The organism is Enterobacter sp. FW301-JW81 (genome assembly GCF_058788735.1).
Map to the genome: position 1 here is coordinate 1 of NZ_JBYTBA010000003.1, position 24,409 is coordinate 24,409.

17 protein-coding genes and 1 pseudogene are annotated in these 24,409 nt (G+C 56.1%); 5 read left to right on the top strand and 13 right to left on the bottom strand.

Features of this window, described 5'->3' with window-relative positions; translation table 11 throughout:
• Positions 1-163 precede the first annotated feature (163 nt).
• The gene (gene amiC / locus AC3WOK_RS11025) at positions 164-1,417 is read right to left on the bottom strand and encodes an N-acetylmuramoyl-L-alanine amidase AmiC (RefSeq protein ID WP_023309036.1); all 1,254 of its coding nucleotides are present in this window, start codon (positions 1,415-1,417) and stop codon (positions 164-166) included.
• Between the two features lie 227 nt (positions 1,418-1,644).
• On the opposite strand from amiC, the gene argA reads away from it, so the two are divergent.
• Positions 1,645-2,976 (top strand): amino-acid N-acetyltransferase, encoded by a 1,332-nt coding sequence (gene argA, locus AC3WOK_RS11030; protein WP_059311720.1) that lies wholly within the window; start codon positions 1,645-1,647, stop codon positions 2,974-2,976.
• A 53-nt stretch (positions 2,977-3,029) separates the two neighbouring features.
• Here argA and recD read toward each other — a convergent pair whose 3' ends face one another.
• The 12 genes from recD to rppH all read right to left on the bottom strand — a co-directional run bounded on the left by recD (position 3,030) and on the right by rppH (position 21,498).
• Positions 3,030-4,850: an exodeoxyribonuclease V subunit alpha gene (gene recD, locus AC3WOK_RS11035; protein ID WP_492354521.1), complete on the bottom strand. Its 1,821-nt coding sequence runs from the start codon at positions 4,848-4,850 to the stop codon at positions 3,030-3,032.
• Positions 4,847-8,389 (bottom strand): exodeoxyribonuclease V subunit beta, encoded by a 3,543-nt coding sequence (gene recB / locus AC3WOK_RS11040; protein ID WP_492354522.1) that lies wholly within the window; start codon positions 8,387-8,389, stop codon positions 4,847-4,849. The genes recD and recB overlap by 4 nt, the downstream gene beginning before the upstream one ends.
• Entirely contained in the window at positions 8,386-11,268 is a 2,883-nt protein-coding gene (ptrA, locus tag AC3WOK_RS11045; RefSeq protein ID WP_492354523.1) for a pitrilysin, read from the bottom strand. The genes recB and ptrA overlap by 4 nt, the downstream gene beginning before the upstream one ends.
• 264 nt (positions 11,269-11,532) lie before the next feature.
• A complete protein-coding gene (gene recC, locus AC3WOK_RS11050) occupies positions 11,533-14,907 on the bottom strand; it encodes an exodeoxyribonuclease V subunit gamma (protein ID WP_492354524.1) in 3,375 nt (1,124 codons plus the stop codon).
• A gap of 12 nt (positions 14,908-14,919) precedes the next feature.
• A complete protein-coding gene (locus tag AC3WOK_RS11055; RefSeq protein WP_059311715.1) occupies positions 14,920-15,243 on the bottom strand; it encodes a prepilin-type N-terminal cleavage/methylation domain-containing protein in 324 nt (107 codons plus the stop codon).
• On the bottom strand, positions 15,228-15,629 hold the full coding sequence (locus AC3WOK_RS11060) for a DUF2509 family protein (RefSeq protein WP_492354525.1): 402 nt from the start codon (positions 15,627-15,629) through the stop codon (positions 15,228-15,230). The genes AC3WOK_RS11055 and AC3WOK_RS11060 overlap by 16 nt, the downstream gene beginning before the upstream one ends.
• Positions 15,626-16,186 (bottom strand): prepilin peptidase-dependent protein, encoded by a 561-nt coding sequence (locus AC3WOK_RS11065; RefSeq protein WP_059311713.1) that lies wholly within the window; start codon positions 16,184-16,186, stop codon positions 15,626-15,628. The genes AC3WOK_RS11060 and AC3WOK_RS11065 overlap by 4 nt, the downstream gene beginning before the upstream one ends.
• Complete coding sequence (locus AC3WOK_RS11070; RefSeq protein ID WP_063956925.1) at positions 16,180-16,641, bottom strand: prepilin peptidase-dependent protein; 462 nt, start codon at positions 16,639-16,641, stop codon at positions 16,180-16,182. The genes AC3WOK_RS11065 and AC3WOK_RS11070 overlap by 7 nt, the downstream gene beginning before the upstream one ends.
• Positions 16,642-16,825: 184 nt before the next feature.
• Positions 16,826-17,620 (bottom strand): thymidylate synthase, encoded by a 795-nt coding sequence (gene thyA / locus AC3WOK_RS11075; protein ID WP_063429820.1) that lies wholly within the window; start codon positions 17,618-17,620, stop codon positions 16,826-16,828.
• A gap of 6 nt (positions 17,621-17,626) precedes the next feature.
• A complete protein-coding gene (lgt, locus tag AC3WOK_RS11080) occupies positions 17,627-18,502 on the bottom strand; it encodes a prolipoprotein diacylglyceryl transferase (protein ID WP_063429818.1) in 876 nt (291 codons plus the stop codon).
• A 206-nt stretch (positions 18,503-18,708) separates the two neighbouring features.
• Positions 18,709-20,955: a phosphoenolpyruvate--protein phosphotransferase gene (gene ptsP, locus AC3WOK_RS11085; protein ID WP_063429816.1), complete on the bottom strand. Its 2,247-nt coding sequence runs from the start codon at positions 20,953-20,955 to the stop codon at positions 18,709-18,711.
• Positions 20,956-20,967: 12 nt separating this feature from the next.
• Positions 20,968-21,498 (bottom strand): RNA pyrophosphohydrolase, encoded by a 531-nt coding sequence (gene rppH / locus AC3WOK_RS11090; protein ID WP_013098553.1) that lies wholly within the window; start codon positions 21,496-21,498, stop codon positions 20,968-20,970.
• 442 nt (positions 21,499-21,940) lie between these two features.
• Here rppH and AC3WOK_RS11095 point away from each other — a divergent pair.
• From AC3WOK_RS11095 to AC3WOK_RS11110, 4 genes and pseudogenes are all read left to right on the top strand, one after another.
• Positions 21,941-22,096 (top strand): annotated as a pseudogene (locus tag AC3WOK_RS11095) (hypothetical protein).
• Positions 22,097-22,181: 85 nt separating this feature from the next.
• Entirely contained in the window at positions 22,182-22,874 is a 693-nt protein-coding gene (gene mutH, locus AC3WOK_RS11100) for a DNA mismatch repair endonuclease MutH (RefSeq protein ID WP_492354526.1), read from the top strand.
• Between the two features lie 128 nt (positions 22,875-23,002).
• A complete protein-coding gene (locus tag AC3WOK_RS11105) occupies positions 23,003-23,221 on the top strand; it encodes a YgdI/YgdR family lipoprotein (protein WP_032643191.1) in 219 nt (72 codons plus the stop codon).
• 131 nt (positions 23,222-23,352) lie between these two features.
• On the top strand, positions 23,353-24,393 hold the full coding sequence (locus tag AC3WOK_RS11110) for an NADP(H)-dependent aldo-keto reductase (protein ID WP_047347983.1): 1,041 nt from the start codon (positions 23,353-23,355) through the stop codon (positions 24,391-24,393).
• The last annotated feature ends 16 nt before the right edge of the window (positions 24,394-24,409 follow it).

Genomic DNA, 24,409 nt, shown 5'->3' on the forward strand with positions numbered 1-24,409 from the left:
GCGGGGTGGAGCAGCCTGGTAGCTCGTCGGGCTCATAACCCGAAGGTCGTCGGTTCAAATCCGGCCCCCGCAACCAACACTTCTAAAACAATAAACACCCTCAAGGGTGTTTTTTTGTATCTGTCATTTGTGAATTTGCCGGGTGTTAACCCGGCTGAAAGATTTACCCGCGTCTCGCCAGCGTCGCCCCGTCTGAGAAATACGCACGTATCCCTGCCAGAATCGACTCCGCTACCTCCTGCTGGAATTTTGCCGTCTTGAGCTTGCGCTCCTCTTCCACATTACTGATAAACGCGGTCTCAACCAGAATGGACGGGATGTCCGGCGCCTTGAGTACCGCAAATCCGGCCTGTTCTACGCTGTTTTTATGCAGCTTATTGATGTTGCCCAGCTTGCCCAGCACCGCTTTACCAAATTTCAGGCTGTCGTTGATGGTCAACGACTGCACCATATCGAACATGGTGTGGTCGACGTAGCGGTCACCGCTTTTGCTCACGCCACCAATAAGGTCCGAGGCGTTCTGGGTGTCCGCAAGGTATCTCGCGGCGGTACTGGTCGCGCCTTTGGTTGAGAGTGCAAACACCGACGAGCCGCTTGGCTGACGGCTGGTAAACGCATCCGCATGGATCGACACGAACAAATCTGCGCGCTGCTTCTGCGCCTTCGCCACCCGAACCTTGAGCGGAATAAAGATGTCTTCATTACGCGTCATATAGGCGCGCATATTGCCTTCTTTATCAATCAACGCCTTCAGACGACGGGCAATTTGCAGCACCACGTCTTTTTCACGCGTGCGATATTTCCCCACCGCACCGGAGTCCTCGCCGCCGTGGCCGGGATCGAGCATGATCACAATCGGACGATCGCGCCCTGCTTTCCCCGGCTGCGGACCGCTTTGCGCAGGCGGAACCTGACGCTGCAGATCGCCTTTGTTGTAATCCTCCAGCAGCGCAAGCAGCGGATCCTGAATATCCGTCGCATTTGCCGGGTAGAGATCCATCACCAGACGCTCTTTAAACGTGGCGACAGGCGCAAGGGCAAACAGCTGCGGCTTAACGTTCTGCTTCAGCTCAAACACCATGCGCACGGTTTGCGGATCAAACTGCCCGACGCGCGCCGATTTAATAAACGGATCGTCGCCGCGGATCTGCGCCGCCATTCCTTTAAGCACGGAGTTGAGGTTAACGCCTTCGAGATCCACCACCACACGTTCAGGGTTGCTGAGGGCAAATTGCTTATATTTCAGTACGCGATTCGATTCGACCGTCACGCGCGTATAGGTCGAAGACGGCCAGACGCGCACCGCGACAACCTGACTCGTGGCGGCAAGGCCGACCTGACTGACGCTAAGCAACCACATTGCCCCGGCCCCTTTTAACAAACGGCGGCGGCTTATTGCTGAATTGGATCCCGACATGCTTCTCCCGAGCAAGAACACTGACTGATATACAAAATGTCCAGATTGACCGAAAACTTTAACGAATGACGCATAAACTGTCATCTATAAAAGGGTAAACAATCATACGCTAACGCACGGATTACTTATCATTTTCTGTGGGTCGCGGAAAATTTGCGCTTGCACACGCGCGCACAATCGAATAAAAATACAGAAATTACGAATAAACATTCATTAAGGGTTGTGCCATGGTGAAGGAACGTAGAACCGAACTGGTCCAGGGATTCCGCCATTCTGTTCCCTATATCAACGCCCATCGGGGAAAAACGTTTGTCATCATGCTTGGCGGCGAAGCCATTGAGCATGAAAATTTTTCCAGCATCGTCAATGACATTGGTCTGCTGCACAGCCTCGGGATCCGCCTGGTCGTGGTCTATGGCGCACGTCCGCAGATTGATGCCAACCTGGCCGCTCATCACCACGAGCCGATTTACCACAAACATACCCGTGTTACCGATGCGAAAACCCTTGAGCTGGTGAAGCAGGCGGCGGGTCTGCTGCAGCTGGATATTACGGCGCGCCTGTCGATGAGCCTGAACAACACGCCGCTGCAGGGGGCGCATATCAACGTCGTGAGCGGCAACTTTATCATTGCCCAGCCGCTCGGCGTGGACGACGGCGTCGATTATTGCCACAGCGGGCGCATTCGTCGTATTGATGAAGAAGCCATTCACCGCCAGCTGGACAGCGGTGCCATCGTGCTGATGGGCCCGGTGGCGGTTTCCGTCACCGGTGAAAGCTTTAACCTCACCTCAGAAGAGATTGCCACGCAGCTGGCAATCAAGCTGAAGGCGGAGAAAATGATTGGGTTTTGCTCCTCCCAGGGGGTCGTGAACGCTGAAGGAGCGATTGTGCCGGAACTCTTCCCGAATGAAGCCCAGGCCCGCGTTGAAGCGCTGGAAGAAGAAGGAGACTACCACTCCGGCACCGTGCGTTTTTTGCGCGGTGCGGTGAAGGCCTGCCGCAGCGGCGTGCGCCGTAGCCACCTGATCAGCTATCAGGAAGACGGGGCCCTGCTGCAGGAGCTGTTCTCCCGCGACGGCATCGGCACCCAGATCGTGATGGAGAGCGCGGAGCAGATACGCCGCGCCACCATCAATGACATCGGCGGCATTCTGGAGCTGATCCGCCCGCTCGAACAGCAGGGAATTCTGGTGCGTCGCTCGCGCGAGCAGCTGGAGATGGAGATCGACAAATTCACTATTATTCAGCGCGATAACCTGACCATTGCCTGCGCCGCCCTCTATCCGTTCCCGGAAGAGAAGATCGGTGAAATGGCCTGCGTGGCGGTGCACCCTGATTACCGAAGCTCATCGCGCGGCGAAATGCTGCTTGAGCGCGTGGCAGCACAGGCGCGCCAGATGGGCCTGAGCAAGCTGTTCGTTCTGACGACGCGCAGCATTCACTGGTTCCAGGAGCGCGGATTTACGCCTGTGGATATTGACTCTCTGCCGGAAACGAAGAAAGAGATGTACAACTATCAGCGCCGCTCAAAAGTGCTGATGGCTGACCTGGGATAATGCAACACTTCCGGGTGGCGCTGCGCCTACCCGGCCTGCATTTCTGATGTGGTTCAGAGGGACTCAAATATCGCGCTCAGCCCGCTTCGGCGTTCCGTGCGGGTGGCAATCGCCTGCACCAGCACGCGCTCGTCGGTATACAGCGACAGGCGCTGACGCGCGCGCGTGATGGCGGTATAAATCAGCTCGCGGGTAATGACGGGTGAAAGCTGCGTGGGCAGGATCAGCGCCGCATGGTTAAACTCGGAGCCCTGGGATTTATGCACCGTCATCGCCCACGCGGTTTCATGCTCGGGCAAACGGCTGGGCTGGAAAGACTTCACGCTGCCGTCCGGCATCTGGAACCAGACGCGCAGGCCCTGACCGCGATCGAGCGCAATCCCGATATCCCCGTTAAACAACCCCAGCGCGCTGTCGTTGCGGGAGATCATCACCGGACGCCCTTCATACCAGCGCGAATGCAGGGTACGGTATATTTTACGCTTTTGCGCCAGCAGCTGTTCCAGCCTGTCGTTCAGGCCGCTAACGCCAAATGGCCCTTCCCTCAGCGCACAGAGCAGCTGGTATTCGCCAAACGCGGCAATCACCCGCTCCGGCGTGCTTTGCTGCTGTACGCCCGTCAGGAAGTGCTGATACCCCAGCAGGGCATCATCAAGCATCGCCTGATACTCTTCCCCGCTTTGCAGCGATTTCTTCTCAATGTCCGTAAAGGTGCCGTCAAATACCGCACAGGTTGTGTGCCGGTCACCGCGGTTCACCGCTGCCGCAAGCTGGCCGATGCCGGAGCTGCTGCCGAAACGGTAGCTCTTTTGCAGCAGGCACAGGCTGTCGCGCAGCGCCCCCGCGAGGGAGTGATTTTCAGAGGCGAGCGAACATCCGGTCAGACGGGCCAGCTCCTCCGCGCGTTCAGCGGTGTACCCCAGGCTGGCATACGTGCAGATATCGCCGAGTACGGCGCCTGCCTCCACGGAGGCAAGCTGGTCGCGATCGCCGAGAAAAATGACGCGCGCGTGAGGCGGAAGCGCATCGATCAAACGCGACATCATCGTCAGGTCAATCATCGATGCTTCATCCACCACCAGCACATCAAGGTGCAAGGGGTTACCGGCATGATAACGCAGACGCTGGCTGCCCGGCTGCGCGCCAAGCAACCGGTGCAGCGTGCTGGCTTCGTTGGGGAAAAGCGCAAGGTGCTCCCCGGTAAGCGGCAGTTTTTGCAGCGCCCCGCCTAACGACTCCGTCAGACGAGCCGCCGCTTTACCGGTAGGGGCCGCCAGGCGAATACGACACTTTTGTTCGCCCGAAAGCTGAATCAGGGCCGCAAGCAGCTTTGCCACGGTGGTCGTTTTCCCGGTGCCAGGGCCGCCAGAAATGACCGAGATCCGTCGCGTTAACGCCACGGCTGCCGCCACTTTCTGCCAGTCTGTTTCATCGTCAGAGGTAAACAGCGTGTCCAGCACGTGCCGAAGCTGCGCTTCATCGCAGGGAAGCGGGGCATTCGTCTCGCTGAAGAAGCGCGCCACCGTCAGTTCGTTACGCCACAGCCGGTTAAGATACAAACGCTCACCGATAAGGATCATTGGCGTCCCGGTATCGGTTCCGCTAACAGCAGGGGAACTGAGCAATATCGCTTCCCAGTCCACGTTTTCACCCAGCAAAGCGAAACACGCCTGTAAAGCCGGAGCCATTTTCTCGTCCACCGCCAGACGCGACAGCGGCAGACACACGTGACCTTCCCCCGCGTCTTTACTCAGAATGGCGGCGGCGAGCATCACGGCAGGCTCTTCGCCCGCCACCATCATGGCGAACTGCACGTCAAGGTGGCGCAGTAATCGTTGTTCAACCGCTTCCAGCAGTAGCGCCTGCATCGTCATGCCACCTCCTCCGTGCTTGCAGCAAACAGGTTATCCATTTTTTCAATCAGTTCCGCAGCAGGCCGCGTACTAAACACGCCGGATCGCGGGTCGCTCGCATCCACGCCGCGCAGGAACAGGTAAATTACGCCGCCAAAATGGTCTTCGTAACGGTAATCGGCAATGCGATGGCGCAGGTAACGGTGCAGCGCCAGGGTATAAAGCTGGTACTGCAGATCGTAGCGATGCATTTGCATGGCCGACGCCATCGCCTGTTGGGTATAGGCTTCGCTGTTTTCGCCCAGCCAGTTCGATTTGTAATCCAGCAGGTAATAGCGCCCCTGATGGCGGAAAACGAGGTCAATAAAGCCTTTTAACATCCCCTGCACCTGACGAAAGTTCAGCGGCGGGCAGCCCGCGGATAGCGGATCGTACTCGCGGATCAGCGCATCAAGCGCCTCGGCCCTGAGCGGGCTGGCGATGGGGAGGTAAAACTCCATCTCCACCTGTTTATCTTTGGCGGTCAACTGGCTGAGGGCGATCCCCTGCTCCGTGAGCGGAGCGTGCAGAACCGCGTGGATCCAGTCACGCAGAACCGGCACCCATAGAGGGTCATAGCCCCCACTCTGCAACATCTTCAGCACCCACTCTTCAGAGACAGGCTGGGTAAAATCCAGCTCTTCAAACAGGCTGTGCAAAAACGTGCCCGGAGAAGCACCGCGCGGGAACTGGTGCGGCGTTAGCACCGGCTCAACGGGAACGCTACCGGTCCCCGATGCATCCACGTCCAGTTTTGGCATCAGATCCAGCGCAATACTCTGTCCGTGCTGCTGTAAACCGGAGTAGCTGGTGACGCGCCAGTCATCGGCAATCGTGCGGACAACCTGGCGGGCATGCAGCTCTGCCTCACGCGGGTCCGGCATTAGCCAGCGGCTATTATCAGGCTGCGCCGGAATATGCAGGGCAACATGCTCTGTACAAAGGGATTCGATACACTGGCGCAGACCCGCTGCGTCTTTGGGTTCGCCGTGCTGAATTAACCGCCCCAGCGCGCTCAGGTGAAAATCGCTCTCCCCGGTTTTTTCGCCACGACGTCGGAACAAAGGGGCAACGCCCAGGCTGCAGTGCCAGACAGAACGGGTCAGCGCCACGTAGAGCAGGCGTAAATCTTCCGCCAGACGTTCGGCCTCTGCCAGTTCAACGCTGGACTCCGCGTTGCTGAGATCGAGCACCGCCTCGAACGACTCGCGATCGTGGTAAAAAGCCTGATCCTGCACGCGGTAATTGGCGATAAACGGCAGCCAGACCAGCGGATACTCCAGCCCTTTTGACTTGTGAATGGTGACGATCTGCACCAGATGCTTATCGCTCTCAAGCCGCATCTGCTGGCTGGACGAATTGCTGTTCGGGTCGGCAATCTGCTGCGCCAGCCAGCGCACCAGCGCGTGCTCGCTTTCCAGCTGCGTGCCCGCTTCCTGCAAGAGTTCGCTGATATGTAAGATATCGGTCAGCCGGCGCTCACCGCCCGCTGTAGCCAGCATATTCTCCGCAATGTGGCGCTGTGCCATGAGCTCGCGCACCATTGCCATCACGCCGCGCTTCTGCCATTTATCCCGGTAGCGAACAAACTCTTCCACCACGGCATCCCACGCGGCCTCGTCATTGTTGAGCGCATCGATATCACGCGCGTTCAGCCCGAGCATCGCGCTGGCTAATGCGCTGCGCAGCGTGCTTTCCCGCTCCGGGGCAAGTACGGCCTGCAGCAGCCATAGCATCTCCTGGGCTTCCAGCGTTTCGAAGACGCTGTCGCGGTTTGAAAGGTATACGGAGGGAATATTCAGTAAGGTCAGGGCATCACGGATAAGCGAGGCCTCCTGACGGCTACGCACCAGCACCGTGATATCCGATGCCTTTACGGGGTTGGCATCCTGGCCTTTCCAGAGTACCGCCTCGCCGCGTGCGCCCGCGCTGAGCCAGTCACGGATTTGCGCGGCACAGTGCTGGGCCATGGCATTTTGATAGTCGGCGACGCCGCAGCCATCCCCATCCAGCAGCCAGAAGCGCATGGCAGGCTGCGTCTCGCCGTTCAGTTCGAAGCGCAACGAGGCATTTTTCTCAGCAAACTTTACCGGCTGGAACGGGATCTCCCGGAACATAAACGCCGTATCCATGCGGCTGAACAGCGCGTTGACGCTTTCCACCATGCCGGGAGATGAACGCCAGTTGGTATCCAGCGTGTAGTGCGCCTCAACTTCGCTGCGGGCCTTCATGTAGGTGAAAATATCCGCACCGCGGAAGGCGTAGATGGCCTGTTTAGGATCGCCGATTAACAACAGCGCGGTGCCGGGCTGCTGGCGCCAGATACGGCGAAAAATACGGTACTGTTGAGGGTCGGTATCCTGAAATTCATCAATCATCGCCACCGGGAAGCGGGTGCGAATAGCGGCGGCAAGCGCCTCGCCATTTTCACTGCACAACGCTGCATCAAGGCGGCTTAGCATATCGTCGAACCCCAGTTCGCCCCGGCGGCGTTTCTCGCGGGCGACGGCTTTGCGGATCTCCGTCATGGCACGAGTGATCATCAGATCGTTGAGCGTTAAGGGCTCAGCCAGCAGGGTTTCAATCGCCACAAACAGGGGATGCTCGGGCACAATCCCGTCGGGTTTGGTTCGCTCAACGAGGAAACGCCGGGAGAATTTCTCCAGCGCGTCCGGGAGCTGGTAGCCCCGCGTCTCTTCCTGCGCCCAGGCGCTGATCTTGTCGATCCATTTCGCCTGATTGCCGCGGTTAAACTTGCGACGGTCAATCCCGGAATTTTCAATGATCGCGTCAATTTCGCCGACTGACTCAATCCATTTTTGCTTGATGTCGACAATTCGCGCGATGATTTTTTCATGGCGTGACGCCAGGGTTTCATCCGCCGGCGGCGGAGATTTGATTACCGGCGCTTCTCCCTGAAGATAGCGATCGATCGCGCGCAGCAGCGCCTCAGGGCCTTTCCACAGCGCGTGTACCGCTTCGGCGATATCGCGCTGTAACGGGTAGCAGTGGCGACGCCAGAAGTCCGCACAGGCCTGATAGCGAAGCACGGTTTCATCTTCAATGAGCTGCTGTTCAAACAGCATGCCGGACTCAAACGCATTCAGGCTCAGCATGCGCTGGCAAAAACCGTGAATGGTGAAGACGGACGCTTCGTCCATCTGCCGCTCGGCCAGAAGCAGCCACTGTGCGGCCTGCTGCTTGTCGGCAATCTCTTCCAGAAGACTGGCATAAAGGGGGTTATCTGAACTCTGACGCAGACAGGCGATGCGCAGCTCGTGGATGTTGGCGCGAATACGGCCGCGCAGCTCTGCGGTGGCGGCCTCGGTGAAGGTTACCACAAGCAGTTCCTCCACGCTCAATGGACGAGGAAAAGCGGCGTTGCCACCGAGCCCTAACAGCAGGCGCAGATAGAGCGCGGCGATGGTGAAGGTTTTTCCCGTTCCCGCTGAGGCTTCAATCAATCGTTCACCCTGCAGAGGTAAACGTAAGGGATCAAGGGACTCAGCGGTATCGGTCATTCTTTCTTACTCCAGGGCATAGATTGCTGCAGCGCGCTGACGCTCTTCCAGACTTTCCAGCCATGCGGGTTAACGTACTCCGTTTTCCCGTTCTGGCTACCGGAAACCTGAGAAAGGATGGTCATTCCCTGCGGCTTAATCACCGCCTGATGGAAGAAGTCGGCAACCTTCTGCGGCGTCAGCTGTTTTATCTCGGCCACTACTTTATCACGCGAATCAAATTTCAGATTACCGCGATCGAAATCTTTGCTCAGCTGTGAGGCTTCTTCACCCAGCGTCTGCGGCGGCTGCATCACCTGCGCGATAACGGCCTGCTGGATCTGGGCGAACTCTTCCGGCTTCATCGCGCGCAGTTTTGCTTCCACCTGCGGGAAGAAGGCCTGATAACGCTGCCAGAGATACGCCGGCTGCTTATCGCTGCTTTGCAGCAGGAAACCCAGCCCCCACTGACGACCGACATTCATGGAGAAAGCGAACACCGCGTAGCCAAGCTGCTCTTCCGTGCGTAACTGGTTATAGAACCACGGCTGAATAATTTGGCCCAGCACGGCACTCTGCGCTGAACTGGAGAATTCATCATACCCCGTTGGCACAAATACCGCAGCCAGGGCGGAATCCGTGCTGTTTCCCGCCTTTTCAAAAATCACATTCTGTTTTTTCTCAACCAGTACGTCCTGGTTGCGGCACCACTCGTCGCCTTTCGAGCCGAGCTGAGTGCGCACGTTCTCCGCCAGCGTTTTGGCCTGTTCCTCGCTCATGTTACCGACAATCAGGAACTCCGGGCGCGTATTGGTTTTCAGCGCGTCACGGTAAGCGAGCACGTCTTTTAACGTGATAGAGGGCAGTAAGGCGCGGCGATCTTCACGCTGAAAATAGGGAATTTGCGACAGCATCTGCGCCGGCATGAGTGCCAGGTCGTAAGCTTTGCCCTTCTCCGCAGAGTCCATCATTTGCGCATACCACGATTTGGCCTGCTCAAACTGTTCTTCCGTAGGCGTATAGCTGAAATAGCCCTCCAGCAGTGCCTGGAACAGCTGAGGCAGACGCTGGGTGTAGCCGTTTGCATTGAGCATCAACCCGTTATTGGCATTGGTCGAGAAGCTGATTCCCCCTACGGCCGCCTGGTTGCTAAGCTGGTCGAGCGCGATACCGGCGAGATAGTCGTTGAGCGCAAACATCACCTGGTTTTTAGCGCTATTCATTGCTTTCGGGTTACGCAGCACCACGCTGACATCGACTTTTGGCTCGCTGGCGAAATAGCGGCTTGGGGTATACACCACGCGCAGCGTCGGCTCATCAATGATAAGCGCCGGGTGCGGATAGTCCTTCGTGGTTTTGATCAGCGAGAAATCATCCGGGATATAGGGGTTCAGCTCAGGCAGCTGCAACGCTATCTCTCCGGCTTTCTTCTGCCAGTCGGTGAAGGTTTGAGCGCTGATTTTATCCACCTGATACGGGGCATCGACAAAATAAGCCGTTTTGTTATGCGGTTCGTCCGGGCTGATGTACCAAATACGGGCATTCTCCGGCGTCATCATCGCCAGGCGCGCTTTTACCGCCTCGGCATCATACCGGTCAGCAATATTCACCGCGTCAAGGGTGTGTTCCACCGGCACGCGAATCATGGTGTCCGCCAGCCACTCCACGTAATCCATGTCGCGGGTAATGGACGGATAACGGAAATCGAGATCCAGCACGTGCGCAAGTTCATCAAAGTAGCGTTTGTCGACGCCTTTATCGCGCAGCAGAGTGAGATAGCTGAAGATTGCCGCCACCACCTCATCACGGTTTGCCAGCCCTTTGTCGGTGAGGGTTGCGGATATCGCCAGCACGCCGCTATTGCCGTTCACAACCGGATCGGAGTCGGCGCGAATGCCTTCTACCAGCCCTTGTTTTTGCAGCCAGTCAGAAAGCGTACCCGGGCTACGGTTACCAATCAGATAGGTCACCAGCTCATCGGTTTTACTGCGAAACTGCGCCGTATTGTTATCAATGCGGAATTCAACGCGCAACACTTTGCGCGGCAGGGCGGGCACGTAGTGGATCACGATGCCTTTCTGCGCCTCCGTCACCACCGGAACATTAATTTGCGGCAGGTCGATATTTTTATTTGGCACCCGACCAAACGTTTTGGCCGCCATGCCGGCCAGCTCTGGCAGTGGTTTATTACTGTAGATAACCGCTTTCATCAGGTTGGCGGAGTAGTATTTATCGCGAAACGCGTGCAGCGCATCAAGTACCGGGCTGTTCGGTTTGTCGCTCAATGTCTCCAGGTTACCGCCGGAGAAACGAGAACCCGGGTGCGCAGGGTTGATGGTTTCGGCGCTCACCTGCGCCATGCGCATGCCGTCTCGCGTGCGGGCCATGGTCAGCTCGGCATTCACCGCATTGCGTTCACGATCGGCATATTTTTTATCCAGCAACGGGGCGGCAATGGCATCAGCAAGGCGATCGACAGCCCCTTCCAGCGCATCGTTCTCGACTTCGAGATAGAAGGCCGTGCGGTACGGTGCCGTACTGGCATTGTGGCTGCCGCCATGCATCTTGAGAAATTCGGACAGGCTATCTGGCTGCGGGTATGTTTTTGACCCCATCAGCGTCATATGTTCCAGATAGTGTGCAAGCCCAGGGTGGGTTTCAGGATCTTCCAGCGACCCAACCGGCACCACCAGTGCCGAGAGAGATTTTACCGCCTGCGGGTCGGAAACCAGCAGCACGGTCATCCCGTTATCAAGGCGAATAGCCTGATACTGACGGGTATCTTTTTCGCTCTTACGGATAGTTTCCTGAACGGGTTGCCAACCGGAGTCTGCCTGAGTGACAGGTGCCCAAAGGGCGACAAACAAAACCAACGCTTTAAACAAGGTGCTGCCTGGCATTACGACCTCTTTATCACGGCTATCCCCGTCATACTTCAAGTTGCATGTGCGTTGGCTTCACGCGTTCACCCCAGTCACTTACTTGTGTAAGCTCCGGGGGATTCACGCCCTTGCCGCCTTCCTGCAACTCGAATTATTTAGGGCATACATCATTAACAAACTGCGTGCTGGACACGCCAGCATCTCTTTCTTTGGGTACATCAGTCCGTGATAAGAAGTGCATCATAAATGAACACCCCATGCTGCGCAATTTTTATACAGCGCTCAGGACTGATTAAATTTGAACAACGGTAACAGATAGCGTTGCGCCTCTTCCTTGATGGTCTCGAAGTACTCTGGCTCAAGCGTGCGCCATAAGCGCTGATACCAGACATCTTCACCTTCCCCCCGCACCATCATGTTTCCTTCGTAGGCCTGCATAAATTTACTGCGCGCTTTCTGCAGTGACGCCTCGTCCGTTAACATCGCATCATTCTGCGCGTCATAACAGGCTTTTATCCATGCACCGCCGCTTTCCGGCAGCAGCAGGAGCGGTTTGTTCATTCCCTGACGATAACCCTCAACGTACAAAGACAGGTAACTTAACGCCTGCTCCGCCTCCATCGGCGGGAAGCGCCACTCGCCCTCTTTGCGCACGAAAATCCGGCTTTCGCCTTTATGACCACCCGCACTGTAGACAAGATGTTCCAGCCAGAGTTGCAGCCCCTGTGAAACGCTCAGCATAGAGGGCCGCCAGCGCAGCAGCCCGTCCGGCTGAACCTGGGTTAACCAGCCCGTGAGCTGTACACCGTTGCACATGAGATCGATTTCAAGACTTTTCCCGGGCTGACGGCACTCTCTCACGCGCTCGGCCAGAGCGGTCATCTCCAGGCACTGTGCCTCCCAGACGATCTCCCCGAACGCCCCATACGGCAGTTGCCCTGCCGCACGGTAGCGGCGGTAGAGTTTGTCAGCGTCTTCCTCTTCAACCAGCGCATTCAACAGCTGCAGATTTAACTGATAGCGCTCCAGCCCTTCCAGCGTAAAGGGTTCTGCCTCAGGAATTTCGCTTTCTTCAGAACGGAAGTTAACCTGCAATCGTTGCTGGAAGAAAGCGCGCACCGGATGCGCCCAAAACCGCTGAAGCTGTTCGAAGGTCAGGGTATCAATCGGCCGCGGGTCAAGTTCCTGAATGAAATCGGTATGCGCGCTCCCCTCTTTTTTCGCCGCCGGTAGCCACTCCTGCGCATAGCTCTGGCGCTCGCTGGCAACGTAGTTCACCGGGTCAAACGGCATGCGGCTGTGGAAACAGGTGATATGGGCTTTCACCCTCTGCTCGCTTTCATCACAGTTGCGCTCTTCATCGCCCGGCAGGTAGTGGCTCTGGCCGATATAATCCACCAGTTCCTGCACCAGAACGGAAGGGAAACGCTCGCTGTTGTCCTGAATGGAACGGCCGATGTAGCTGATATAAAGCGTGTTCTGTGCGGAAATGAGCGCTTCGAGGAAGAGATAGCGGTCATCATCGCGCCGGCTACGGTCGCCCCGCTTTGGATCTGCGCTCATCAAATCAAACCCCAGCGGCGCCAGCGCGCGTGGATAAACACCGTCATTCATGCCCAACAGGCAGACCACTTTAAACGGGATAGAACGCATTGGCATCAGAGTGCAGATATTGATGGGGCCGGCCAGAAAACGCTGGCTGATTCGCTCCTGGTCAAGCCGCTGCGTCAGCTCGTCTCTCAGCAGTGATAAAGGAATCGCCTCGTGATAGTGGGAGTTTACGCCCTCGTCGACGATAGCCTGCCACTGCGTTTCAATGAGCGCCATCGCCGCTTCGGTGTCGCTGTCCGGCAGGAAGAAATCAGTGAGTAATGCCCTGCAAATCGGGAGCCACTCTTCAAGCGGGCGCGGCTGCATCAGCTCGCGTCGCCAGCGGTTAAGCTGCATCAGTAGCGACGCTAAATGCCCAACCAGTTCAGCAATTAACCCGCTGGACTCATCGTAAGGCAGAACCTCGTTCCACTCGCCCTGGCTGCTTTCCATGGCGTAGCCCAACAGCATACGCGTCAGGCCAAATCGCCACGTGTGTTGCCCGGTTGGGGGAAGCTCGAACTCCTGGACGTTATCGTCGTCAATGCCCCAACGCACGCCGGACTCATTCACCCACTGGCGAAGGTAGCGCAACCCTTCTTCGTTGATGTTGAAGCGGGCGGCCAGCACGGGCACATCCAGTAACGCCAGGACATCTTCGGAGATAAACCGGCTATCCGGCAGGGACAGCAAGGTGATAAACGCCTGTAATACCGGATGAGATTGACGGGCGCGACGGTCCGAAATGGCGTAAGGCAGGTATCGCTCGCCCGTCGCACTGCCAAAGACGGCCTGAATGAAGGGGCTGTAGCTGTCGATATCCGACACCATCACCACGATATCGCGCGGAGTCAGCTCAGGATCATCCTGCAGCATCGCCAGCAGCTGGTCGTGAAGCACTTCAACCTCACGCTGCGGGCTATGGCAAACGTGGAGGCTGATACTGCGATCGTCAACCTCCAGCTTCCGTTTCCTGTCGCTGCGTTCAAACTCGTTCGCCGTCACGCCCATGACGGCACGGTTTTCCAGATCCAGAATATCTAACTGAATATTGTGCAGCAGGCTATCCGGGGCAATCTCGACAAAGGCATCCACGTCCCCTTCACCTGAGGACGTAATGTCTGAGAGCATGTGAATGTAATCACGCCCCAGTTTTCCCCATGAGGCAAGCAGTGGATTCGGCAGGTTCTGGATACCGTTTTCATCGAACAGCTGCGCGGCAGAGGCTCCGTCTTTAAACAGAGGCACGGTACGCTCTTCAAAAAGGCGTCGCCTCTGGCGGGTCACAAGCCGGGAAAGCCAGCGGCCATCCTGAATATCTCCCCAGTACTGGCGACATGGATTCGTAAATAAAATATGAATGTCGATATGCTTACCCAGCGCATTCAGCGCCTGCAGGTAAACCGGCGGCAACGCCGAAATACCGCAAATAAACACGCGAGAGGGCAGCCGCGCCGGCCGTTCATTGCAGTTTTGCAAAATGGAGATAAACCGTTGATAGAGGTTGGCACGGTGCCACTTAGGCTGACCAAGTTTCTCCGTATGTTCCACCAGCGCTTTCCACAGAGGGGCCTGCCAGATCTGCGCTTCCGGTAATCCTTCCACAAGCTCGCCGGCTTCCCAGCGGGTCAGCCATTCCGGGCGGTAAACCAGATACTGGTCATATAGATCGGCAGTGCGCGAGGCCAGCTGGAACAGCTTGCGTTTATCGGTATCGTCATTGAGGTAGTGGCGCAGCATGGCGAACTCATCATGCTGCAGCATTTCTGGCAGCAGCGCCATAAGCTTCCAGCTCATGCCTTGCTTGTTAAAGGCGCTTTGCTCCGGGATGTCCGGCAATACGCGGACAAACATCTCCCAGATAAAGCTCGCGGGCAGCGGGAAATCAATATTCGCGGCTATACCAAATTTACGGGAGAGCGACATTTGCAGCCACTGTGCCATACCGGTGCTCTGCACCAGCACCATCTCAGGCTCAAAAGGATCGTCAAGCCGCTCGCGCTCAACGATAAATTCCATCAGTGCTTCCAGCACATCCAGACGATTTGAGTGGTAAACCCTTAACATAGACGCTCCCGACTACTGGCTAACCGGGCAATGCAGACGCGTTAACTCACCGCGCCGCCCCAGAGGAGAAATAAGTGTAACCGTGATGCTGACACATCCGGCGTGCGTTGTCTGCCCCCGACTGGCCTGCCAGCCTGCGGGGAGAACATTTGTTGAGAGCTGTGACTGATTCCAGGCATGATGCCAGAGCTGGCGATACTGGTTAAACACGGTAAACCGCGCTGCCAGCGCCCGGTGATAACCCGAAAGCGCCGTCACGACCACCACCAGCAGCATCATCGCCAGCAGCACCTCTACCATGCTAAACCCCTTTTCTCGGCTTACGGCAACTGACATAACGCGCTCTCCTTCAGTGGACAAAAATCACTCCAGCCGTGAGGCGAAAAGCGAATTTCCCCGTTCACACTCTCTCCTGCGCGCCAGAGCAGCAGGTCGTTGTCTCCGGCAATCAGTAACACCTGTGCCTCGTTCAGTCGCCGCAAACAGACCCGCCCCGAAGATGCTTTTTTGCACTGAACCTGCGGCTCTGCTGACCAGCGCTGAACGCGTCCCCACTCAAGCACCGACTGCACAGACGCCTGTTGCTGAAGCGAGCGACTCTCACCGCCAACGAGCGCACTAAACGTTGTAAGCTGCTGGCTGAGTCCGGTGAGGATCAGGGTACCGAGCACCAGTAAAAGCAGAACCAGAGCCAGAGAGGACATCCCGCGCTGTCGGTTCACAGGTTGTACCCCGTAACCGTGTACCACGCCTGCCAGGGTTCCCCCTGTTCGCCTTTACGAATGGCAGCCAGGTCGATATTCAGCTCTGGCGCAAAACCGGCATGCTCAACTTTGCTCACCACAAAGCGCGTGATGGCAAGCCTGTCCGGATCAGTGAGCTTTTCCCATCCTTTTCCTTCACACGACGTTGCGCCACGCAGGGTTTCCAGCGCGCCTGATTCCAGACGAAAACCGGTGCTGTCATTTTCTGATGCTGTGCTATCCCATTTGCCGTTGCTGTTGGCGTCCCACCGCACAATGACGCAGCTGCCCTGCCTTGCCGTCACCAGCGCTTGTCCCTGACAGTTACCCGCGCAGTATCCCGCGCGCTGAAGCTGTTTTCCGAGGGCAAACAAGCGTTGCCAGACCTCTTCTTCCAGCTCTCGCTGGCCGGATTGCAGTAATACAGCCCGCTGGAGTCCGGGTAAAAATCGCGATGCGCTTATCAATAAAAGGCTGCTTATCGCCGTGGCAATCAGAACCTCAGTCAGTGAGAAACCGCGCTGTCTCCTCAACATAAACCTCCCTCTGAGACCTTACACATCCTGATGCGCCCTCCGTTTGAGACAATAACCAGCCATTCTCCTGCCCGGCTTTGAACGCGTATCCGCCCTGCCCACGCAGTATCCCTTAATCCATAGAACCCGAGAGACGGCGTTGACTCACTCACGTTGACGTCAGGCCAGAGCGGGATCAGTACAAAGGGGCTGCCTTTCTCACAGCCTTGCACAGCAGAACTCACCAGACAGTCTCTTCCCCCCTCCCGCAGAAGGGTAATTTGGTAGTCGCGGTTGTGCCGGTTGGCATGGTTGCGCAGAAACAGCAGGTAATCTCGCACCTGACAGGCGGTTTGCCACAGCCGCTGCTGCCGTTGCCAGCTGTCCCAGCCGGACAGTCCTGAGGCGCTCAGGATAACGACAAGGGAAATGGCGACCAGCGTTTCGATAAGCGTAAAACCGTTCTCTTTTTTCATACCGGGAGTGTGGCGAAGCGCCGTGGACATGACGAACAGCGAATTATTGTTTTACGAGGAGTTATCCGCAGAATTGGGAGAGTTGCAGCGCGTTGCACGCTTTCTGGATAGCGCTTCGGGAAACGGGATGAAGACGAAAAAAAACCGGCGCTAAAAAGCACCGGTTGTGTCACGCTTTATCGCATCAGATAGCAACAGGTGCTTTGATGCCAGGGTGCGGGTCGTAACCTTCAATATCAAAATCATCAAAGCGGTAATCGAAGATTGACGCCGGTTTGCGTTTGATAATCAGTTTCGGCAGCGCACGCGGTTCGCGCGTGAGCTGGAGATGCGTCTGTTCCATATGGTTGCTGTAGAGATGGGTGTCCCCACCGGTCCAGACGAAATCGCCCACTTCCAGGTCACACTGCTGCGCCATCATGTGGACTAACAGCGCATAGCTGGCGATGTTAAACGGCAGACCGAGGAACACGTCGCAAGAACGCTGATAAAGCTGGCAGGAGAGCTTGCCATCCGCCACATAGAACTGGAAGAACGCGTGGCACGGTGCCAGCGCCATTTTATCCAGCTCGCCCACGTTCCAGGCGGAAACGATGATTCGGCGCGAGTCCGGATCGTTTTTCAGCTGGTTCATCACGGTGGTGATCTGGTCAATGTGGCGGCCGTCAGGCGTTGGCCACGCGCGCCACTGCTTGCCGTAAACCGGGCCCAGGTTGCCGTTTTCATCTGCCCATTCGTCCCAGATGGAGACGTTATTTTCGTGCAGATACGCAACGTTGGTATCGCCTTGCAGGAACCAGAGCAGTTCATGAATGATCGAGCGCAGGTGGCAGCGCTTTGTCGTCACCAGCGGGAAGCCTTCTTGCAGATTGAAGCGCATCTGGTGGCCAAAAATGGAGAGCGTACCGGTACCGGTGCGGTCATTTTTCGGCGTGCCCTCATCGAGCACTTTTTTCATCAATTCAAGATACTGTTTCATGGTTCCTCAGGAAAGTTGTTGCTGTGGACGACGACGATACGCCCAAATCATCATAATGGCACCCGCGACAATCATCGGAATGGAGAGGATCTGCCCCATGCTGATGTACTGTACCCACTCGCCGGTAAACTGCGCATCCGGCTGACGGAAGAACTCGACGATGATACGGAATGCGCCATAGCCAATCAGGAACAGACCGGATACAGCCCCCATTGGACGCGGTTTGCGGATAAACAGGTTCAGAATGATAAACAGCACCACGCCTTCCAGCGCCAGCTCGTACAGCTGAGACATATGGCGCGGCAGCACGCCGTAGGTATCGAAAAGGGATTGCCACTCCGGGTGTGATGGCAGCAGCGCCATATCTTCTGCGCGAGAGCCCGGGAAGAGCATCGTGTACGGCACGCTCGGGTCGACGCGGCCCCACAGCTCACCGTTGATGAAGTTGCCCAGTCGACCAGCCCCCAGCCCAAACGGGATCAGCGGTGCAATAAAATCTGAAACCTGGAAGAAATTGCGTTTGGTGCGTTTGGCAAAAATCACCATCACCAGGATCACACCGATCAGGCCGCCATGGAAGGACATGCCGCCGTCCCACACGCGGAACAGATAGAGCGGATCGTTCAGGAATACCGGGAAGTTATAGAACAGTACGTACCCAATACGGCCACCGAGGAACACGCCGAGGAAGCCCGCATACAGCAGGTTTTCAACTTCGTTTTTAGTCCAGCCACTGCCAGGACGACTGGCGCGACGGCCAGCGAGCCACATGGCAAAAATGAAGCCCACCAGGTACATCAGACCGTACCAGTGAAGCGAAACAGGTCCTACTGAGAAAATGACCGGATCAAATTCCGGAAAATGCAGATAACCACTGTTCATCTGTCACCACAAGATGTTGTTATTCCGCTGAAAGTGGACAGCGGTAGAAATGCGATTCTGCCGTAAGCAGAGGCTCCAAAGTTGCGAATCATAGCATAAGGCGGGCGCGGAGGATGCGCCAGAGATGTAAAAGATGTGTATAGGGTATTGTGCGGCCTGATGCCCTCACCCCAGCCCTCTCCCACGGGGAGAGGGAGAAATGCAAATTAGCGGCCGCCGCGGATCAGGCCGCCCATGCCGCGTCGTTCCATAAACGCCGCGACCTGGTGGCGAACCTCAGCGGCCAGCTGCGCGTCAAGGCTGCGTTCAGCCAGCTCGCGGGCATCGTCAATATCGATATGCCGCAACAGGTACTTCACGCGTGCGACGGCGCGGCCGTTCATCGACAGGTGGCGATATCCCAGACCAATCAGGATCGCAACGCACATTGAATCTCCTGCCATTTCACCGCACAGGCGTAAATCAATGCCGTACTGCTCCGCTTCACGAGCAATCATCGCCAGCGCGCGAATGATCGCCGGATGCAGGCTATCATAGATACTGGCGACGCGGGTGTTGTTACGGTCGACGGCCAGAATATACTGCGTCAGGTCGTTCGTGCCGACGGAGATAAAATCAACGCGGCTTGCCAGCTGCGGCAGCATAAAGACCATGGAAGGCACTTCGAGCATCACGCCAATCCGCGGTTTCGGGATAGCATAGCCAATCATCTCTTCCACTTCACGGCCAGCGCGTTCGATCAGTCGACGTGACTCGTCGATCTCATCAATGCTGGTGACCATCGGCAGTAAGATGCTGAGGTTACCCGTCGCCGCATTTGCGCGCAGCATGGCGCGCACCTGGATCAGGAAGATCTCAGGCTGATCGAGCGTAATGCGGATCCCACGCCAGCCCAGACACGGGTTTTCTTCGCTGATCGGCATATAGGGCAGCTGTTTATCCGCTCCGACGTCCAGGGTACGCAGGGTGACAGGTTTGTCGTTAAACATCTGCAGCATGCCCTGATACTGCGCCACCTGCTCCTCTTCGGAGGGAAAACCGCTCTGCAGCATGAACGGAATTTCAGTGCGGTACAGGCCAATACCGTCGATACGGCTGCCGAGCTTTTCTTCGTGCTCGGGGCTTAAACCCGCATTGAGCATCACTTTGATCCGCTCACCGCTTTTAAGCTGCGCGGGCAGGTTAACGTCATCTTCTGCCAGCTTGCTTAATTCATTCTCTTCGCTGATAAGACGCTGGTATTCCTGGAGCAGAACCGGCTCAGGATCGACCAGCAGCTCACCGCGGTAGCCGTCGACCACCAGCGTACGCCGGTGCAGTACCGACGGCTGGATATCCGCCCCCATAACGGTGGGAATACCCAGCGCGCGCACCATAATGGCCGCATGTGAGTTGGCTGCACCATCGCGCACCACGACACCGGCCAGCCTGTCCTGAGGCAGTTCGGCCAGCGTCGTTGCTGAGAGTTCGTCGGCAACCAGAACAAACCGTTTTGGCCAGGCATTTGCCCCCTGAATGGTGTCATCCAGGTGGAACAGCAGGCGTTGTCCGAGGGCCCGGAGATCCCCTGCCCGCTCTTTCAGGTAACCGTCGGTCAGTGCCGCAAATTGGTCGGCAAATTTTTCGATAACCTTCTTAACCGCCCACTCCGCGACAGAACCTTGATCCACTTCTGCAAAAAGCTCACGGCGCAGACGCGCATCGGAGAGCAGGTGCGAATAGAGGTCAAAAATGGCCGCCGTCTCTTTTTGCGCGCCTGCGGCAAAGCGCTTGCTGTAACGGCGAAATTCATTTGCCGCCTCTTCCAGCGCGGCGGTAAGGCGCTCGCGCTCAAGCGCTTCATCAAGCGTTGAGGCTTCGTAAACCTGCTCCATTAACGGCAGCGTGGCGTCCATCCAGCCTTCAGCAATCGCCACGCCTGGCGATGCCGGAAGAGCGCGAATGCGCGTATGGCGATACTGGCCAAAAAGCGCGGCAAGCTGAGACTGAGAGAGGATTGCCGCCATCTGCGTGGCCAGCGTCACGAGGAAAGACTCTTCGCTTTCATCGTACTGACGTAGCTCGCGCTGCTGAACAACCAGCACACCGAGCAGCTGGCGACGCTGGATAATCGGCACGCCAAGGAAAGCGCGGAAGCGCTCTTCTTTTACGGAAGGGATGTATTTAAAGCTGGGGTGTTTTTGCGCGTCAGCAAGGTTGATGGGTTCAGCCAGTCGCCCAACCAGCCCCACGATACCTTCATCAAATGCGAGCGTGACGGTGCGTCCACGTGGTTTTTTCAAACCACGGGTCGCCATCAGGTAATAGCAGCGCCGATCGTGGTCGGCCAGATACACCGAACAGACCTCGGTTTCCATCGCAAGGCAGATGTCAGTGACCAGAATATTCAGCGCCTCGTTCAGACGCGGCGCGCTGGCCACCTTCTCGACTATTTCTCGCAAGCGGGTGAGCATGATTTGCGTAGCTTAACCTCTTTTACGTCGCCAGGCAGGTGCGCTCTGCGGCTTAGGCGGGATCTCCTGAAGCTGCATCACCACACTTGCAAACTCTTTCATCACCCTACGGTAAACATCGCGTTTAAATGACACGACCTGACGAACAGGATACCAATAGCTCACCCAGCGCCAGCCATCGAACTCCGGCGTACTGCTGGTTTGCATATTGATGTCTGAATCGTTGCCCACCAACTGCAACAGAAACCACTTCTGTTTCTGGCCGATACAAACCGGCTTTGTGTCCCAACGCACCAAACGTTTCGGTAACTTGTAACGCAACCAGTTGCGGGTCGAAGCCAGGATGCGAACATCTTTACGGCTTAAACCGACCTCTTCAAAAAGCTCCCGGTACATCGCTTGTTCTGGGGACTCTCCCGGATTGATCCCGCCTTGCGGGAACTGCCAGGAGTGCTGACCATATCGCCGGGCCCACATTACCTGGCCCTGACGATTACAAATTACTATTCCTACGTTCGGGCGGTAGCCATCGTCATCAATCACCGGACTACCCCAAACTAAACCTTATATATGAATGATTGTTTCACACTACAGTGAGGCGGTAAACCACTCTCTTACAGGGCTACAGCCTAATAACATTTGAATAACTCACAAATAAGTGCTGAGTTATAAACAGATGAGAGACAGCAAAGGGAATTTTATTCACCTTTTCTGTGGATATAGTTGTGAAGAAGTGTCTGATTACCGATGAACAACCTTCATCGCCGTCTAACATCATCTTTAAGCCATTTTATATAAAATTATAATTTTCATATAGTTAAACATGTCCCCATCAACAAAAAGCAGAATAGCGTGACGATCGTCACATCAGGGATCGTCGTGCTGATGAAAGATCGAACAGCGTCGGTTTTATCCACAGATTGTGCCAATAAGTTAGTCACAATTTGTCTGAAAATTCGATTTTCATCGCACGTCAAGGCTGTAAATTGAAACAGTAGTCAGGGTTATGCCCAGTTATCCCACTTTTCTGTGGATAACATGGTGTAAGATCCTGTTCATTGTCAGTGACCAGATTTGAACAACCCGTTTTCTGACGAAAGTGAAACGATTTCAAACCTATAAAAAATCCTATAAATCATAGAGATGTCATATTGGTACAGAAAAAGTTAAACTCTATCCACAGGGGACAATTTCTTCGTTTATTTTTTAATCAAAAGGTTACCGTCATGCATCCGCTTACACCCTTGCTCTCACCTCCCTCTAGCGAAACCCAGCTGCTCCAGCAGGCACAGCGCCTGGCAGGCTTTTCGCTTGGTGAGCTGGCGGCAATGGCAGGGCTTCAGATCCCGAAGGATCTGAAACGGGATAAAGGCTGGATCGGCATGCTGCTTGAGCTGTGGCTGGGTGCCAGCGCGGGGAGCAAACCAGAGCAGGATTTTGCCGCGCTTGGCGTAGAGTTAAAAACCATTCCCATCGACAGCCAGGGGAAGCCCCTTGAGACCACCTTCGTCTGCGTCGCGCCATTAACCGGCAATACCGGCGTGACGTGGGAAACCAGCCACGTCCGCCACAAGCTGAAGCGCGTCCTGTGGGTGCCGGTTGAAGGTGAGCGTCAGATCCCGCTGGCCGATCGTCGCGTTGGCGCACCGCTGCTCTGGAGCCCAAGCGACGATGAAGAGCACCAGCTGCGTCTGGACTGGGAGGAACTGATGGACATGATTGTGCTTGGGCAGGTCGAACGCATTACCGCCCGTCACGGTGAAGTGTTACAGCTGCGCCCGAAAGCGGCCAACAGTAAGGCGCTCACCGAGGCAATCGGCGCGCAGGGTGAGCCGATACTGACCTTACCGCGCGGTTTTTATCTTAAAAAGAATTTCACCGGGGCGCTTCTTGCTCGTCATTTTCTTCTAAAAACATAGTTTTTTACTTATTTTGCGAGCTCCCAAACATAATCACCTGGTTTTTAAGATTTTACCGCTTCCTCCTGTTGCCATATCGGGTTAAAACTAAACTATGATTTGATACGAGCCAGATGAGGACGATAACGATGAAAAAATGGGCAGTGTTAGTTTCAGCAGTCGGTTTAGCATTTGCCGTATCGGGCTGTAGTAGCGATTACGTTATGGCGACAAAAGATGGGCGAATGATCCTGACTGACGGTAAACCCGAAGTCGACGATGATACCGGTCTGGTCAGCTATCGCGATCAGCAAGGCAACAAAATGCAGATCAATCGCGACGAAGTCTCGCAAATTATCGAGCGATAAACAGAGAGAGGTCAGTAGCTTGCTGGCCTTTTTGATTTTTTTCTTCCCCTTTTGCTTCCCCTCTGCCATGTTTATATTCCTTTGTCGGGTACACCCTGACGCGGTCTATATGTCTAATGAGGAAGCCGGCTATGCATTATCACCGTATCCCCCACAGCGCTCTGGAAATAAGCCAACTGGGGTTGGGCACGATGACATTTGGTGAACAAAACAGCGAAGCCGATGCCCATGCACAACTCGATTATGCCGTCAGCCAGGGCATTAACTTGATTGATGTCGCAGAGATGTACCCTGTTCCGCCACGTCCGGAAACGCAGGGACTCACCGAAACCTACGTCGGTAACTGGCTGGCAAAACACGGTAACCGTGAAAAGCTGGTGATTGCCTCAAAAGTCAGTGGCCCCGCGCGCAACAACGATGCCGGGATCCGCCCGAATCAAGTTCTCGATCGCAAGAATATCCGCGCCGCGCTGGATGCCAGCCTGAAGCGTCTGCAAACCGACTATCTCGACCTCTACCAGGTGCACTGGCCGCAGCGTCCAACCAACTGCTTCGGTAAGCTCGGCTACAGCTGGAACGAGAGCGCCCCCGCCGTTACGCTGCTGGAAACCCTGGAGGCGCTGACCGAGTGCCAGCGCGCGGGGAAAATTCGCTATATAGGCGTATCTAACGAAACGGCCTTTGGGGTAATGCGCTATCTGCACCTGGCGGATAAACACGATCTGCCGCGCATCGTCACCATCCAGAATCCGTACAGCCTGCTTAACCGCAGCTATGAGGTGGGTCTGGCCGAAGTAACGCAGTATGAAGAAGTGGAACTGCTCGCCTATTCCTGTCTCGGCTTTGGCACGCTGACGGGGAAATACCTGAACGGCGCGAAGCCGGCCGGAGCGCGTAACACCCTCTTTAGCCGCTTTACCCGCTACAGCGGCGAGCAGACCCAAAAAGCCGTTGCAGCCTATGTGGATATCGCAAAGCGTCACGGTCTTGACCCTGCGCAGATGGCGCTAGCCTTCGTGCGTCGTCAGCCGTTTGTTGCCAGCACCCTGCTGGGCGCGACCACCATGGAACAGCTGAAAACCAATATTGAGAGTTTCCATCTGAACCTGAGTGAAGAAGTGTTAGCGGAGATTGAAGCGGTGCATCAGGTTTATACGTATCCTGCGCCGTAATAAAAGCAAAACGGCA